The sequence below is a fragment of the Nonomuraea sp. NPDC048901 genome (assembly GCF_040649695.1).
Taxonomy (GTDB): domain Bacteria; phylum Actinomycetota; class Actinomycetes; order Streptosporangiales; family Streptosporangiaceae; genus Nonomuraea.
In genome coordinates this window covers 1-14057 of record NZ_JBEZFW010000047.1, presented here as the reverse complement: position 1 = coordinate 14057, position 14057 = coordinate 1, and the positions used below count along the sequence as shown (strand labels likewise).

Annotated in this window: 18 protein-coding genes and 4 pseudogenes; 9 read left to right on the top strand and 13 right to left on the bottom strand. The window is 66.6% G+C overall.

What is annotated here, in order from left to right; genetic code table 11:
• The 3 genes from AB0C30_RS59470 to AB0C30_RS59460 form a co-directional block, all read right to left on the bottom strand.
• Nucleotides 1–805 (bottom strand): transposase (locus AB0C30_RS59470; protein ID WP_357962503.1); only part of this gene is annotated, 805 nt, incomplete at its 3' end.
• A gap of 344 nt (nt 806–1149) precedes the next feature.
• Nucleotides 1150–1785, bottom strand: a complete 636-nt coding sequence (locus AB0C30_RS59465) for a transposase (protein ID WP_357962500.1) — start codon at nt 1783–1785, stop codon at nt 1150–1152.
• The gene (locus AB0C30_RS59460) at nt 1724–2254 is read right to left on the bottom strand and encodes a transposase (RefSeq protein ID WP_357962506.1); all 531 of its coding nucleotides are present in this window, start codon (nt 2252–2254) and stop codon (nt 1724–1726) included. The genes AB0C30_RS59465 and AB0C30_RS59460 overlap by 62 nt, the downstream gene beginning before the upstream one ends.
• Before the next feature lie 46 nt (nt 2255–2300).
• On the opposite strand from AB0C30_RS59460, the gene AB0C30_RS59455 reads away from it, so the two are divergent.
• Nucleotides 2301–2423 carry a hypothetical protein gene (locus tag AB0C30_RS59455; protein WP_357962497.1) on the top strand — a complete coding sequence of 41 codons (123 nt, stop codon included), beginning with the start codon at nt 2301–2303 and terminating at the stop codon, nt 2421–2423.
• A gap of 24 nt (nt 2424–2447) precedes the next feature.
• Here the strand turns inward: AB0C30_RS59455 and AB0C30_RS59450 are convergent, their stop codons facing one another.
• Together AB0C30_RS59450 and AB0C30_RS59445 are read right to left on the bottom strand one after the other, a co-directional pair.
• Nucleotides 2448–3557: a serine hydrolase domain-containing protein gene (locus tag AB0C30_RS59450; RefSeq protein WP_357962495.1), complete on the bottom strand. Its 1110-nt coding sequence runs from the start codon at nt 3555–3557 to the stop codon at nt 2448–2450.
• 396 nt (nt 3558–3953) lie between these two features.
• Nucleotides 3954–5087: a serine hydrolase domain-containing protein gene (locus AB0C30_RS59445; RefSeq protein ID WP_357962492.1), complete on the bottom strand. Its 1134-nt coding sequence runs from the start codon at nt 5085–5087 to the stop codon at nt 3954–3956.
• Nucleotides 5088–5540: 453 nt separating this feature from the next.
• Between AB0C30_RS59445 and AB0C30_RS59440 the strand changes: the two genes are divergently transcribed.
• Nucleotides 5541–5906: an Inorganic pyrophosphatase gene (locus AB0C30_RS59440; RefSeq protein ID WP_357962489.1), complete on the top strand. Its 366-nt coding sequence runs from the start codon at nt 5541–5543 to the stop codon at nt 5904–5906.
• A 185-nt stretch (nt 5907–6091) separates the two neighbouring features.
• Here AB0C30_RS59440 and AB0C30_RS59435 read toward each other — a convergent pair.
• The 3 genes and pseudogenes from AB0C30_RS59435 to AB0C30_RS59425 form a co-directional block, all read right to left on the bottom strand.
• A pseudogene (locus AB0C30_RS59435) lies at nt 6092–6418 on the bottom strand (inositol monophosphatase family protein); the annotation flags it as partial.
• 157 nt (nt 6419–6575) lie between these two features.
• The gene (locus AB0C30_RS59430; protein ID WP_357962486.1) at nt 6576–6968 is read right to left on the bottom strand and encodes a type II toxin-antitoxin system VapC family toxin; all 393 of its coding nucleotides are present in this window, start codon (nt 6966–6968) and stop codon (nt 6576–6578) included.
• Nucleotides 6968–7201: a hypothetical protein gene (locus AB0C30_RS59425; RefSeq protein WP_357962482.1), complete on the bottom strand. Its 234-nt coding sequence runs from the start codon at nt 7199–7201 to the stop codon at nt 6968–6970. Before AB0C30_RS59425 ends, AB0C30_RS59430 begins: the two co-directional genes overlap by 1 nt.
• Nucleotides 7202–7861: 660 nt before the next feature.
• Between AB0C30_RS59425 and AB0C30_RS59420 the strand changes: the two are divergent.
• Nucleotides 7862–7945 (top strand): annotated as a pseudogene (locus AB0C30_RS59420) (zinc finger domain-containing protein); the annotation flags it as partial.
• 121 nt (nt 7946–8066) lie between these two features.
• On the opposite strand, the pseudogene AB0C30_RS59415 reads toward AB0C30_RS59420, so the two are convergent.
• Nucleotides 8067–9086: pseudogene (locus AB0C30_RS59415) on the bottom strand (MFS transporter); the annotation flags it as partial.
• Between the two features lie 96 nt (nt 9087–9182).
• Here AB0C30_RS59415 and AB0C30_RS59410 point away from each other — a divergent pair.
• Complete coding sequence (locus tag AB0C30_RS59410; RefSeq protein ID WP_357962479.1) at nt 9183–10085, top strand: LysR family transcriptional regulator; 903 nt, start codon at nt 9183–9185, stop codon at nt 10083–10085.
• A gap of 236 nt (nt 10086–10321) precedes the next feature.
• Here AB0C30_RS59410 and AB0C30_RS59405 read toward each other — a convergent pair whose 3' ends face one another.
• Nucleotides 10322–10609, bottom strand: a complete 288-nt coding sequence (locus tag AB0C30_RS59405) for a hypothetical protein (RefSeq protein WP_357962476.1) — start codon at nt 10607–10609, stop codon at nt 10322–10324.
• Between the two features lie 100 nt (nt 10610–10709).
• On the opposite strand from AB0C30_RS59405, the gene AB0C30_RS59400 reads away from it, so the two are divergent.
• Both AB0C30_RS59400 and AB0C30_RS59395 read left to right on the top strand, forming a co-directional pair.
• Complete coding sequence (locus tag AB0C30_RS59400; RefSeq protein WP_357962474.1) at nt 10710–10964, top strand: transposase; 255 nt, start codon at nt 10710–10712, stop codon at nt 10962–10964.
• A gap of 33 nt (nt 10965–10997) precedes the next feature.
• Nucleotides 10998–11276, top strand: coding sequence for a hypothetical protein (locus AB0C30_RS59395; RefSeq protein WP_357962508.1), 279 nt, complete (start codon nt 10998–11000; stop codon nt 11274–11276).
• Here the strand turns inward: AB0C30_RS59395 and AB0C30_RS59390 are convergent.
• Both AB0C30_RS59390 and AB0C30_RS59385 read right to left on the bottom strand, forming a co-directional pair.
• Nucleotides 11204–11494: a DUF5615 family PIN-like protein gene (locus AB0C30_RS59390; RefSeq protein WP_357962471.1), complete on the bottom strand. Its 291-nt coding sequence runs from the start codon at nt 11492–11494 to the stop codon at nt 11204–11206. The genes AB0C30_RS59395 and AB0C30_RS59390 overlap by 73 nt on opposite strands.
• A 73-nt stretch (nt 11495–11567) precedes the next feature.
• Nucleotides 11568–11798, bottom strand: a pseudogene (locus AB0C30_RS59385) (DUF433 domain-containing protein).
• 395 nt (nt 11799–12193) lie between these two features.
• Here AB0C30_RS59385 and AB0C30_RS59380 point away from each other — a divergent pair.
• Nucleotides 12194–12454 (top strand): CopG family transcriptional regulator, encoded by a 261-nt coding sequence (locus tag AB0C30_RS59380; RefSeq protein WP_357962468.1) that lies wholly within the window; start codon nt 12194–12196, stop codon nt 12452–12454.
• Nucleotides 12451–12864 carry a PIN domain-containing protein gene (locus AB0C30_RS59375; RefSeq protein ID WP_357962467.1) on the top strand — a complete coding sequence of 138 codons (414 nt, stop codon included), beginning with the start codon at nt 12451–12453 and terminating at the stop codon, nt 12862–12864. The genes AB0C30_RS59380 and AB0C30_RS59375 overlap by 4 nt, the downstream gene beginning before the upstream one ends.
• A 429-nt stretch (nt 12865–13293) precedes the next feature.
• Here AB0C30_RS59375 and AB0C30_RS59370 read toward each other — a convergent pair whose 3' ends face one another.
• Nucleotides 13294–13698 (bottom strand): hypothetical protein, encoded by a 405-nt coding sequence (locus AB0C30_RS59370; RefSeq protein ID WP_357962464.1) that lies wholly within the window; start codon nt 13696–13698, stop codon nt 13294–13296.
• A 146-nt stretch (nt 13699–13844) separates the two neighbouring features.
• Here AB0C30_RS59370 and AB0C30_RS59365 point away from each other — a divergent pair.
• Nucleotides 13845–14057, top strand: a 213-nt coding sequence (locus AB0C30_RS59365) for a transposase family protein (protein WP_357962461.1), incomplete at its 3' end; no start/stop codon positions are given.

Below are 14057 nucleotides of genomic sequence, written 5' to 3'. Positions count from 1 at the left end.
TCAGGGCGGTGGCCGGGTAGCCGGCGTCCAGCACGATGACGGGGATGGGAAGGCCGCCTCCGGCCTGCCCGGTGGCCTCCAGACGGCCGATCAGGGCGCGGACCTGGTCGGTGGTGACCGCCAAGCGGGTGGAGTGGGTGGTGCGGGCCACGTCCACCGGCGCGGTCCACGCCGAGCGCAGCTCGCCGAGCGCGGCGACGAACTGATACTCCCAGCCGGGGATGGTCTTGCGGGTGCCGTCACACCGGCAGGCGTCGTGATAGACATGCCCGCGGTCGGGCGAGCACTCGGCGTCGGGGCGTGGATACGGCGTCCCGTCGATGGCGAACCGCGGCCGGATCCCGCGTGGCAGGCACGCCTCGGTCGTGGCCCGCGCCTGATCGGCCGGCAGCACCGCAAGCGCGTCGGCCAACGCCAGCAGTTCGCTATCTTGATCGGCCCTTTCCTCAACGGCGATTTCGTCGCGGCCCGGCCGTGGTCGGCGGGGCGGGCCGGCCACCGGCAGGAACTCCACGAGGAGATCAGTCAGAGCGTCGGCGTTGATGTTTCCGGCGGCCAGCGCGTCGTACAGCGCGCCATGGCCACGGCGGAACTCCGGCTCCAGCGACAGCTGCACCAGCGACGTTACCGGCTGATCGGCGCACACGATGGCGTCAATCAGTTCAAACAGCGCATCGGCCCGGCTGGTCAGAGCTTCGTACAGCCGTCGGCGGAACGCGGTCAGCCAGCCCAGCGCCAGCGCCCGCCGGATCGAGGCGCGAAAGCGATCTTCATTTGCCGGGCGCGATGAGACACGCGCTGCCACGCCGGGCAGAGCAGGTGCAAGTGTCAACTCCTGCGGTCGATCAGACCGCCGTGCCATCCTGAGCATTGGGCCACCGCCTTCCGAGATCCGTCAGATCCACGGTGAGACGGTGGCCCTCGGTTTGCCGTGCAGGACGACGTCTTTGACGACCGAGCTCTTGAACCGAGCGACCACATGCAGCTTTGACCTGCGGCGATAACGGTCGGTAGCAGCGAAATGCGTAGACACGCCAAGACGCGCCGTAGATGCCTGTGACGTCCATCAGACGGCCTGTCACGACCTTAAGCAGGCCGAACGCCCGTTTCAGAGGTTAAAAACAAAGCTTAGAGCCTGCTGACGAAGTCTTAAGTGCTCGTGGGCATGGGGCCATAGAGGGCTGGTCCGATCTTGTTGATGTAACCCTGGTGGGACCACTGGGACAGCTGGACGCGGAAGCTGTCGACGTTCTCGATCCCGAGGACGGCGGCCAGCTCAGCCCCTCTCCAGGCCCGCCACGGCTGGGCTGCCAGGAGTTCCAAAACCTTGCCGCGCCGGTCGGGACTGGACAGCTCCGGAAGCGGCGGCGGCTCGCTCCAGCGGCCATGAGGCGGTTGGCCTGCCAGTTCGCGGGTCAGGCGACGGGTCATCTGATGCACGGTGGCCCACCAGATCATGGCTTCGTGGTGTTCGGGCTTGCGCTCGTAGATCCGCACCAGCCGGCGGCAACGAGTCAGCCAGGCGAATGTTCGTTCTGCCACCCACCTACGCGGCAACACGACGAAACCGCGCAGGTCATCAGAGCGCTTGACGATCGTGACGGTCAAGTGGAGCACGTCGCGTGCCCAGGCGAGCAGGCGTCCGGCGTAACCGCCGTCCGCCCACACCAGCGCAATGGTGGAGAACTTCTCCCGCAGCCGGGCCAGCAACGGGTGCGCGCCGTCACGGTCTTGAACCGACGCGGCGGTGACGACCACGCACAACAGCAGCCCGAGCGTGTCCACCGCGATATGCCGCTTCTGCCCCTTCAGCTTCTTGGCCCCGCCAAAACCGCAGGCCGCTGCCCCGACGGTCTCGGCCCGCCTTGACCGTCTGGGAGTCGATGCACGCGGCCGTCGGCAACTCGTCGCGTTCGGCTATGACCTGCAGACGGCCGCGTAACCGCCCGGCGAGCCGTTCGGGCAGGCCACGCCGGGACCAGCGTAGGAAGAAGGCGTACACCGCCTCGTGTGGGGGTAAGTCGACCGGCAGGGCCCGCCACTCGATCCCGTACCTGATCACGTAGTTGATCGCGTCCAGCACCGCCCGCAGGTCATGGACCATCGGCCTGCCCGTGGTCGCGACCAGCTCGGCCATCACCGCCCGCGCCTCGCCTTCCAGCACCGCCCACTCTGCATCGGTCAGATCCGACGGATAGGACGGCTTTCGGCCACGACATTGGCACCCCGGTGAAGCACAACCGCTGGCGCCCACGGACGTGAACGTGTAAACAGACAACCACGGGCTCCTGGCCGCCGAGATGCGTAGACAACACCTCAGCTACCAGGAGCGGGATGCGGGCGCTGCGGGCGGCTTCCCAGACCTGGCCGACGAGTTGGCGTCGGTGCTGCGCGACGCCCACCAGACCGGACGTGCCGAGTAGGGCTGCAAACCGTAGGGTAGGACTTCACGCCGCCGGGCAGAGGACGGCTTCGACGGTTTTGATCATCGCGGGGGCGATGGCGTTATCGTCGGCGGTGCTCCGCGTGACGGAGATGGCGAACTGCTGCCGGCCGTCGGTCGAGGCGAAGGTCAGTGTGGAGAGGCCGGGCGCCGAGCCGCCGAGCATCTGGCCTTTCAGCTTGCCTCCGCACATGCCTGTGCCCTGCTGTGCGCTGCCACCGGTGAGGACCTCCTGCAGCAACGGCGGCAGCAGCTTGCCCTGGTTGAAGGCCCGCCGGAAGGTGCCGAGGTCATGCGTGGTCGAGACGACGCCGCCGGCGCCGTTGCCCCAGCTGGCGTTGAAGCGGTGCACGTCGCGCAGGGTGCCGGTGGAGTCGGGGTAGTAGCCGTGCCCGTGCGGGCCCTTGATGCCCTCCGGGGGCTGGGTTGTCTGGTAGGTCTTGGTCATGCCGAGCGGGCGGAAGAGACGCCGGTCGAGTTCGCGGGCCAGGGTGTGCCCGGTCGCCTTCTCGATGATCATGCCTATGAGGGTGTAGTTGGTGTTGGAGTAGGTATACATCTCGCCCGGCTCCCCGGTGCGCGGCCTGCCCCGCGTCATCTTCACGATGTCGATGGGCCGGTAGTAGGTGGTGAAGTCGAAGACGTCGAACGCCGGTTCGGTCGAGCCGCTCTGGTGGAACCAGTCGGGGATGCCGGAGGTGTGCTGGAGCAGTTGCTGGACGGTGATCTCACCGGCTCGTTCCACCAGCCCGTCGGCGGCCACCTCGGGCAGTAGGTCGGCGAGTTTGTCGTCCAGGCTGAGACTGCCCGCCTCGACGAGTTGGAGGAGCACGGTGGCCACCATCGTCTTGGATTGCGAGCCGATGCGGAAGCGGGAGTCCGCCGGGATCGTGCCGCCCCTGCCGTTGAGCAGCCGCGACCCCGCGCTGCCGCGGCCGGCGGCCTTGCCGTCTACGTAGGCGCCGCCGATCGCGCCCACGACGCCGGGCGTCTTGGCCAGGTTCTCCATGGCCTGCTGGACGTCGCCGATCGCGGTGGCGCGGGCGGTTGCGGGCGAGGCAGTGGCCAGCATCAGGGCTGCCGTGCTTACGGCGGCAAGGGACGTGTACTTCAACGACGACAACTCCTTCGAATGGACGAACAAGGGTCAACAATGTGCGCGGGCGGGTCACGTGATGATCCGTCGTGCCGTCGGCGAGGGACCGTCGGTGATATCGGCCCGAGGGCCGCGCGGCTGAGTGGCGTACAAGAGTGCGGTCATCGGGGCGGCCGTCAGCTGCGTTTCACTCAACCGGCGCCGCCATGTCCTCGCTGGCTGAGCCAATCGTTTCGCAGATCACCACGGATCTCGGAGTCGCTTCGTTCGCTGACTCGCGCGAAGACGCCACTTGGTCATCCGGCGTCACAGAGTCATGGCCCGGCATGTGCCGGGCGCCGCGCACAGGTTCGCGAACCTCCAGCCGCACTTGGCGATCACGCCGCTCACGCTCGCCATGTGCGGCTGGAGTGCTCACCTCGCAGGGCAGAACAGCGATTTGAGGGCGTTGGTGATGCGCGGCGGCACGGTGCCGCGCTCGTCGTCGTCCATGGCCAAAGTCAGCGACACGGCGAACTGCAGGCGGCCGTCGGAGGAGGTGATCGTCGCGGCGGTGAAGCCGGGAGCGCTGCCTCCGCCCCCGGCGGCGAACTCGGGGGCGCCGGAGCACGGGCCGCCCGCAGGCGGCGCCGGCTGGCCGGGAGGCGGGTCGGTGATCACCTTGCTCAGGGACGCCGGCAACAGCTTGCCCTGGCGGAAGGCGCGCTGGAAGGCGCTCATCTCGCGCGCGGTGGAGATCACACCGCCGGCGCCGAGCATGCTGGTGGCGTTCATCGTCTTGTCGACATCGCGCATCGTGCCCGTTTCGTCCGGGGCGTAGCCGTGCCCGTGCGGGCCCTTGACGCCTTCGCCCGCCTTCGTGGGCAGGTAGGTGTCGCGCATGCCGAGCGGGGCGAAGAGCCGGCGGTCGAGTTCGGCCGCCAGCGACCTTCGGGACAGTTTCTCGATGATCATGCCGAGCAGGATGTAGTTGGTGTTGGAGTAGTTGAAGGTCCCGGTCTCCACGGGCCGGGACCTCTTGCGGGAGGCCGCCAGCAGGTCGATCGGGCGATAGTCACGCGTGGGGTCGGAGGTGTCCGGGCCGATGTAGTCGGGGATGCCCGAGGTCAGCTGGATCAGATCGCGTACCGTGATCTCCTCGGCCCGCTCCACCAGGTCCTTTTTCACCACTTCCGGCAGAACCTCGCTGAGCTTGCCGTCCAGGCTCAGCTTGCCTTCCTTGACCAGTTGCAGGACCGCGATGGCGGTCATGGTCTTGGTCTGCGAGCCGATCCAGTAGCGGGCGCTCGCCGGGATCGCGCCGCCCTTGCCGTCGAGCAGGCGGGACCCGGCCGATCCCTTCCCGACCCGCTTGCCGTCCACGTACACCTCCCCGATGGCGCCCACCACATGTCCCGTCTTCACCAGGCTTTCCATCGCCTTCTGCACGTCCCCGACCTTGATGTGGGCGGCAGCTGTCGAGGCGGTGGCGCGCGGGGCCGCACTCAAGACCAGCGCCGCGCACGCCAGCGAAGCTGCGCCAGTGAGCGTCGCTCGACGCAGAATCATGAAGTCTCCCTCTTCCGGGTCCGAATACTCGGCTGTCGAGCCACAAGTTCTAACGAGGGTGGTGTTTCCTCGGCGTTAACCTCAAGGCGCAACTCCGCCGCGCCGGTACGTGGAGCCTCTCAGCGACCAAACCCCTTTGTCAGCAGGCTCTTAATGGCCCGCTAATGGCCTGGTGATCAGCCCGTCACCTGGTGTTTCTCGCGCAACGCGCGCTCCCTGCCGGCCTGATCATCCCATCTGCCGTCGACCCGCCCGAGGAGGAAGCGGGCCAGGGCCACGGCTACCAGATGGAGCGCCCCCGGACGAACGATCTGGTGCCCAGGGCCCTGTCTCCTCGGTTTGTCCCAGGTCGATGGTGGGCGGGATGATCAGGCTTCCACCTCAGCGGTTTCCGGGTCCGCGCGGCGAGCATCCCGGAGCCGGAGCGCCCCCGCCGGAGGCTATGGTCTGCCCATGCCAGACTTTGACGCATGGGCGCGGCTTTCTCTATGGGAGCAGGCTGACTCCCTCGTGGGTGACGCCGAGATTGTGATTGATCGTCCTGCGGGCACGCCGCATCCCAAGGTGTCGAGCTTCATCTACCCGCTGGATTATGGCTTCTTGTCGGGGACCCAAGGCGGGGATGGCGAGGGCATCGATGTGTGGGTCGGCTCGTCTCCGGTGCGGACCGTGTCGGCCGTAGCCTGCACGGTGGATCTGCTCAAGCGGAACGCAGAGGTCAAGTTTTTGTGGTGCTGCTCGTCGGATGAGATTGCGCTGGTGGAGGGTTTCTACGCCCCTCAGCCTCAAGCGGCTGTAATGATCCACCGGCCGAGCTGAGCAAGACCGCGTGGCACTGGCGGCGGCGTGACGATGGTCAGCGCGGCGGCTCGGTACGGCATGGTGCGGCTACGGCGATGCCCCGCGCGGCGCCCGTACCGCGACCGGTCCCCAGGCCACAGCGCGGCACGAGGACGCTGGGGCGGGGCGTACGGCGGCGCGGCGCCGCTTAATACCAACAAGGACTATTCGGCCGTGCGCTTGTTGTATCTCGCGGCCTTGCGTGCCTCGGCGATGAGTTCGACGAGATCCGCTACGAGCTTCGGGCTTGCGGCGATGGTCGCGTGGGCGGTCATGCTGTGCGGGCTGCCATCGATATCGACCACGGCGACCCCGGCCTCACGAGCGATGACGACACCCGCGGCGGTGTCCCACGGATTGTTGCTCAGCATGATGTTGGCGTCGATCTTGCCTGCCGCTACCCAAGCCAGGTCGATCGCGGCTGAACCGAACATCCGTGAGGCCGGCGCTTTCTGGCTGGCACCGGCTCCGTCCTCGGCTCCGCTCCGCTTGGCCCGGGTCGATGGCGGCTCCCGAGATACGTCGTAGGGAGCACGTCCGAGGTGGGATCCGGAGCAGCCGGGCTGTCAGCGCCGCTTTGCTCGCGCGACGTCTCAGGTGTCCGCGGCCAGGCGCCCTGTCAGAAGATCCCGGCGGTGAAGAGACGCCTCAGGCAGGCATGTCGACGGTCAGTCCGCCTGCCTGGGCGGCATCGGCCAGTCGTTTGTCATACGTCACGAATGAAGTGAGCCGGGAGCGGATGCGGAGAGCAGTTGCCAGGTGGATAGCGTCCAGGCTCCGTACGGTCACCGGTTTCACGGTCTGGGCCAGGATGCGAATGCCGGCGTCCAGTTCCACCAGGTCGATCAAGTCGAGGACCAGGTGAAGTCGGGTGACGGCTTCTGGGGCGTAGCGTGCCAGGGCCCGTGATGACTCGATCTCCAGCAAAACCGAACTCGTCCATCCGGTCTCTGCCCGTTCGTCAAGCCAGTCGCGCAATGCCTGCGACTCGGCTTCGGCGTGGGCGAGTTTCACGACGGCGGCCGAGTCGAGATAGATCATCAGCGTTCGTCCTCGCGGCTGTGGGCGATCTCCGCGGCAATGTCGATGCCGTCCGGTTCGCCGAGCGGCATACGCAGGACAGCGCGCCGCATAGCGGCAGCGCGCTCCTTACGAAGGGCGGCTTCCAGCACGGCTTGGCGGATAGCCGCCGAGCGTGAGCTGCCGTCATGGGTGAGAATATCCAGGGCGTGCTCAGTCTCCGGGTCGCTGCGGATGGTGATGGTGTCGGCCATGCGGCCACCGTAAGACGCTTTGTCTTACGGTGGCAAGTCCTGGCCCCTCTTCCCCTCCGCGGCGCCCGTCCAGCGCCGAACAATGATCTTGATTCCCGGTGCGGACATACAACGGGGACTTTAAGCGAAGGCAGAGGTGACACGCCGTTGAAAACTTCTGCAGAAAGCGGATGGCTCTCCGGCCGGGTGACGGGAATCGAACCCGCGCTGTCAGCTTGGGAACTCCTCCAAGATCGCAGAAGCTGAACAGGGAAAGTGCTGACCTGGGCCGATGCCGGCCGAGCGACCGTGAGTTCCCACGACTCCCCGTTGATCGCCGTCCGAACGGGCACGCAGCGGGCACGCCTGGCGAACGCTACGGGGGCCAAGATCTCGGCATGCTCACTCGGACTCAGAGGTGCCGGGCCTGCCGCGCGAAGGGCCGGCGGTGGTTGCGTAAGAGCCGCGCCGACAGTGAACGCCGTATCGAGGGTGCGGCTGTCACTCCGCCGAAGGTCGCTAGCTTTGAGTGCTCGAGGCCCGCCGCGTAATGGCAATCATCATGCGCTGCGTCAGCCCGCACGTCGCCCCTCCGAAGCCGGATGCCCACCGGCTGGACTGGCTACCCACCCGGCCACAACATGGCGATCGTCGTGCTGTACCTGATCGGCGGGCACGACCCGCTGCGGCACCCCGATCACGCGCGTTCCTTTCATGAAGCGGTCGTCCTACCCCTGCCCGAGATGCCAGCGGCGGCCGCGCTGACCACGGCGAGCGTCGCTCCCACCCACATCACCGCGGATATCGACACTCCGTCCACGACCCGGCCGCCGACGAATGAGCCGAGCGCGATGGAGACGTTGAAGGCGCCGACGAAGAGCGCCGTGCCCATTTCGCCGCCGCCCGACCGCATGATCCAGAGCTGCAGGGTCACTCCTACGCCGCCGTAGCCCAGGCCCCACACCACGAGCACGATCAGGGGCAGGCCGATCAGGGGCAGCGCCGCCGTGGAGAGTGCCATGAGCACGGCCAGCGTGACCAGGACCGGCTTGGGGTTCCTGGCCGCCCATGCGCCAGCCGCGAAGTTGCCGGCCACGCCCGCGGCGCCGTACATGAGGAGGGCGGCGCTGACGAGGGCGGGACCGGCGTGCGAGACCTGCTCCAGGAACGGCCGGACGTACGTGTAGGCCGCGAAGTGGCCGGACACGATCAAGACGGTCAGGACAAGGACGATCTTGAGCGGGCCGGAGAGCCACACGAGCCGCCCCTCCGACGCGCGAGCCTGGGCCTCGTGGGGCAACGACTCGGACGCTCGGGCTCGGGGATCGCCGGGGAGGGGCGGCAGGGTGGTAGCCAGCAGCGCGAGTAGGGCCAGGGCCAGCACCCCCATGGCGATGAACGCGGTCCGCCACCCCGCGAACGACGAGATGAACGTCGCCAAGGGCACCCCCAGTACCGACGCCACCGAAACCCCGGCCAAGATGATCGACGTGGCTCGCCCGACGGACCCTTCGGGCACCAGTCGCAGGCCGAGTCCGGCCGCGAAGGCCCAGAACCCGCCGATGCTTACCCCGGTCAGCACCCGGGCGGCCAGCATGACGGGGTAGTTCGGCGCGAACGCGCCCGCGAGATTGGCAACCGCCAGCAGTGCCATCAGCCCCAGTAGCGTGACGCGCCGGTCGAGCCGTCGGGTGGTGATCGCCAGCACGGGCGCGGAGACGGCGGCGACCAGTCCGGGCGCCGACATCATCAGCCCGGCCGTCCCGTCGGAGACGCCGAGGGTGGCGGCGATCGAGGTCAGCAGGCCAACGGGCAGCATCTCGCTGGTCACGATGGTGAAGGTGCCCACCGCGACCGAAAACACGGCGAGCCAGCGCGCCCGGGTGTCGGCAGAAACATCAGTCATGGTCATGCATGCCAGCTTTCTGCCGGTCACCAGTGGGAACAATGGCGGGAGTCGAAGGCTTGGTTTAGGTGGACTAAGCGATCAGATGGAGATGGGATGGAATTCAGGGAGCTGGAGTGCTTCGTCGTGCTCAGTGAGGAGCTGCACTTCGCGCGTACGGCCGAGCGCCTCTACCTGTCACCTGGCCGGGTGAGCCAGCTCATGCGCTCGCTGGAGACCAGGCTCGGCGGCCGGCTCTTCCACCGGACCAGCAGGCGCGTGCGCCTCACGCCCCTGGGCGAACGTTTCCTGGCTGATCTACGCCCCTCCTACGACGGCCTCGCGAACGCGGTCAGCCGGGCCAAGGCGGCCGCCCGCGAGGTGACAGGCGTGATCAGGCTCGGCTTTTTCGCCACCCCCACAGACGTCGTCATCGGCAGCGTGCGCGCCTTCGAGCGCCAGTACCCGGGGTGCGAGGTCGAGTTGGTGGAGATCCCGCTCTCCGACCCTTTTGGCAAGTTGCGGGTCGGGCAGGTGGACATCGCGTTCACGCTGCTCCCGGTGGACGAGCCCGATCTGGCTACGAGCGAAGGGCTGAACCGGGTCTCGTACCAGCTCGGCCTCTCCTCGCGCCACCCGTTGGCCGCCCGTGCAAGTATCGGCGCGGAAGAGCTGGCCGACCTGTCCCTGATCGGCCTGGACGGCCCGGCTCCGCGCGCATGGCGCGAGCGTGTGACACCGTCCGTAACTCCTTCCGGCCGGCCCATTCCCCTGGCCGGTACGGTGGCCACCAGCCAGGAGGGCCTGACCCAGGTGGCGCTCAACCGGGGCGGCATGTTGTTCTGCACTCCGACGGCGGCTCACCACGGGCGCCCGGACGTCCGCTTCGTTCCCGTCGCGGGGTTGCCTCCCTCGATCCTCGGCCTGGCTTGGGTGAAGGCGGCGGAGACCGCGGCGATCCGTGCGTTCAACGAAGCGGCTGTCGGGCACGCGCTCGGGGCAGCGGCCCTGGTGGCATAAGACATAACGGGCAACAAAGTGCCGCGAAGCGTACGTCCGCGGATTTCAGCTCGCCGAGATCCGTCAGGCCGCCGGTGTCACCCAGGCTGAAGGAACGACCTTGGCCTCGTGGCCCTGGCCCGCTCGGCTTGTCCCAGGTCGATGGCGGACGGGATGAGCAGGCTTCCACTGCAACCACGAACGAACCGGATCCCTGTGGTTGGCGATCATCCCGGAGCCGAGGCCCCGCCGAAGGCTTATTTGTTCTTGCTTTGCGTAGGGCGGTCCTGGAGTTCAAGTGCCTGGCGAATGCGTGCAAGCAGGCCATTGACGATGAGGATGACACCCAACACGACGATGGACGGCGGTACGAGTAGGTCAGCCATGCCGCCCTCTGGACGGTGGACATACACGATGAAGACCCCTGCAGCGAAGATCACAGTGCCTGCAACGATACGGCTTGCTCCTCGTCGCCCTGGCGGCTTCAGACCACGCGGCGCGTCAAAGGACTCGGTCTTACCGGCGCGCGCGGAGAGAGGCTGCATGGACTTGATCGTAAGTGGACATTGAGGTCCGGGTGAGGTGCCCAGCAGATTCCGGACAGTCGGCTACATAAGCTGACAGAAGTCTGGAAGAGGTAGGTACGTGACGAGGCGTCGTAGGCAGTTCTCGCCGGAGTTCAAGGAAGAAGCCGTCCGCATGGTGCTGGAGGGCGAGCGGACGGTCGCGTCGGTGGCGCGCGAGTTCGGGATCAACGCCAGCACCCTGGGCAGCTGGGTGAACCGGCATCGGATCACGCACGCTCAGGACGAGCAGCAGCCGCTCTCCGGGCCGGACCGGGCCAGAATCCGGGAGTTGGAGCGGGAGAACGCCGAACTGCGCGAGAGGTTGATCGTTTGAATCTAAGGCCGCCTTCTTCGCGGCCGACAGTCGATGACGCTCGCCAAGTACGAGCTGATCGACGCGAAGAAGGCCCATCACGCGATCGCCCGGATGTGCGCCTGGTTGGGTGTGTCCCGCTCGGGCTATTACGAATGGCTCGGTCGGCCAGCCTCGGCCACCAGGCAACGCCGGAGGCTGCTGACTGCTCTGGTCGCCGAGATCTTCGCCGACTCACACGACGGTCAGGTGCTCTCTGTTCAACGGAGCGGAAGCGCTCGCACCCTGATGCCCGCGGGGGCGAAGGCCACGATCGCACCCGTCAACAGGTGAGGTTCGAGGACGTCAAGGTGGTTAAGGATGATATTCACCAGCTCTGGCGGTCGAAGCTCAAGGATCTCCCGTACGAGCATGACCGAGGGCTTGGTCGTACGGGCCTGAGCCAAAAGCGCGCCGAAGTCCGTATCCGCCGAGACGATGACCCGGCTGTCCGCCATGGCAAGGGCCATGATCGTGGAGTCCGGCGCACTCGTTGCTTGGAGGTCGCGCACGTGCACCGCATCGTGACCGGCTTTCGTCAGCAGTTCAGCGACGCGCGGTGAGAGGTCTCATCGATCAGGAAGTTCACGCCGGCTCTCGGAGGCGGTAGAAGTGGACATTCGTGGAGGCCGCTGCGTACTCCAACCCCTGCTTGATGTCCTCACGTTCGAGGTCGGGGTAGTCCGACAAGATCTCATCGAAGGTTCATCCGGCCGCGACGAGCCGTACCACCGTCTCCACGGTGATGCGCAGCCCTCGGATGGTCGGCTTGCCTTCAAGCTTGTCGAGCTCGACAGTGATCCGATCGAAATCCATGGTGTCTCCCCTCCATCTCGATACTGCCAGCTCACATCTGCGCTAGCGACCGCGATACCGCAGCGACATGAAGAGGGGTGAGGAAGATTAAGGCAACCGGCAAGCACCAGGGGTCCGGCTGAGTTTCTGTGGAGCGGGTGACGGGAATCGAACCCGCGCTGTCAGCTGGGAAGTCTTCCAAGAGCACGGCATCTGACCAGGAGAAACGCTGACCTGAACCGATGCCGGTCAAGTGACTGTGCGTTCCCGCGACTTCCCGTTGATCCCTGTCCGAACGGGCACGCAGCGGGCACGTCTGGCGGACGCTGCGAGGGGACGCAGGAGATCGATCAGCTCTGGTCAATGCACAACTCACCGCCGGCGATCTCGGGAGGATGAGAGGTAGGATAGAGGGCATGAGCGAGCCTACTGGCAAGTATTCGATCACCATGCCGCGTGACATCGCCGAGGCAGCCCGATCCCGGAGCGGCCCTTCCGGTCTGTCCGCCTACGTCGCCGCCGCCGTCGCCCGTCAGATCGAGCGCGACAACCTCAGCGAACTCATCCAAGTCGCCGAGGCCGAGCACGGCCCCATCACCGACGAGGAGGTCCAGGCGCTGCGCGACCAACTCCACCAGGCCCGGCGAGGACAGGCCAGCGGTGGGGCGGCCGCGTGACCCGTTCTCCCGCTGCTCCCGGCGGCACCCTTGTCCTCGACAGCGAAGGACTGGCCAAGGCCGTCCTGCGCGATCGTACGGTCACCGCATGGCTTGCTCTCGCCCGTGCTGACGACTTCCGCGTCATCACCTCTGCCGCCATCCTCGTCGAGGTGGTCCACCCTCGCGTCAACCGGCCGGCTCTGGAGTGGACGCTGTCCCGCCTCGTCATCGAGCCGGTCACCGAACCAATCGCCCGCCACGCGGCCACACTCTTGTCCGACGCCGGCCTGCACGGGCACAAGTACGCCATCGATGCCATGCTCAGCGCCACCGCCCTCGCTGCCCCAGGCCCCGTCACGGTCCTCACCTCCGACCCCGAGGACCTCGCCGCACTGTGCGGTACACGCGTCACTGTCATCAAGGTTTGAGTGATACCCCGTCCTGCTGGTTCCGACAGGGTGATCATGAACCGCAGAGATCAATAACATCAGGAACCATCAAAGCCCAGGTCCCGAATCCCTCGCTCTACCTGGGTTTTCACAGTGAGAGCGGGCGACGGGAATCGAACCCGCGCTGCCAGCTTGGGAATCATCTACTGACCTTGCTGCCCTGAACTGGGAAAACAGGGGTGCAGGTCAGAGCGGGTCGAGTGACCGTGAGTCCCCGTAAGTGACCGCGGTTCCCCGCCTGTTCTGGGCATGGATCTGGCACGGAAACTCTCCGACGACCTCGACCGGCACGGCCCGGCCGAACTGATCCGTCAGGTTCGCAGCCGAACCTCCTGCACCTCAACGGTACGCGATGGTCACGCGACAAGATCCACAACGCCGCTATCGCAGCGTACTGCCGCGTCTGATCTACTCCACCCACCACCAGCCGTTGCCCAGGTCTCGTACGGGGCTGCCGATATCACCGGCAGCGGTCTGGATGATTGTCTTGGAGGTCGGTGGGGCCGGTAGATAGGCGATCCCGCTGCCGCTCTCCGCACGCCAGGAGTCTTCGAACACCGGAAGGTAGAGAACTTCTCCTTGCTGCCGTACCTGGCCATCTATCGACAGGTACTCCATCCACCATGGCACCGTGAGTGCTCGGCCGCTCTCGTTCTCCGCCACAAGAGCGGCGAACTCATCCCGGTGCAGCCAGAACTGACTGTCGATGTAGCGGGTCTGCCAGTCAATCCTGAAGATGACCGCCCCCAGGAGCACCGTGATCGTCAGTATGACGAAGGATCGGACATAAACCTTGAGCGACAGGTAGGTCATCACCGCAGTGAGGCATTTTCATCCCCGAAGCAGCGGTCCGCTGGTCACGGCATGATCGCGAACTAGGCGTTCGCCTGACGACGCAAGAAACCCCTGGTAGATGGATTGATCACCACAACCAGATCCGTCACAACCAGGGGCCTCGGATGCTTTTCTATCGTGCCGCCGTCGATTTGTCGCCTCGGACGCTGAACTACGTCGCCGGGATGATCCGCCGGCACCGTAAGGCGATCGGGTCGGCCTGGCGGCTGCTCAACCCCGGGAAACAGGCGCTGCTGGTGCTGGTCTACCTGCGCAAGGGTGAGACGTTCACCGAGCTCGGCGCCGGGTTCGGGGTATCGACGGCGACCGCGTGGCGG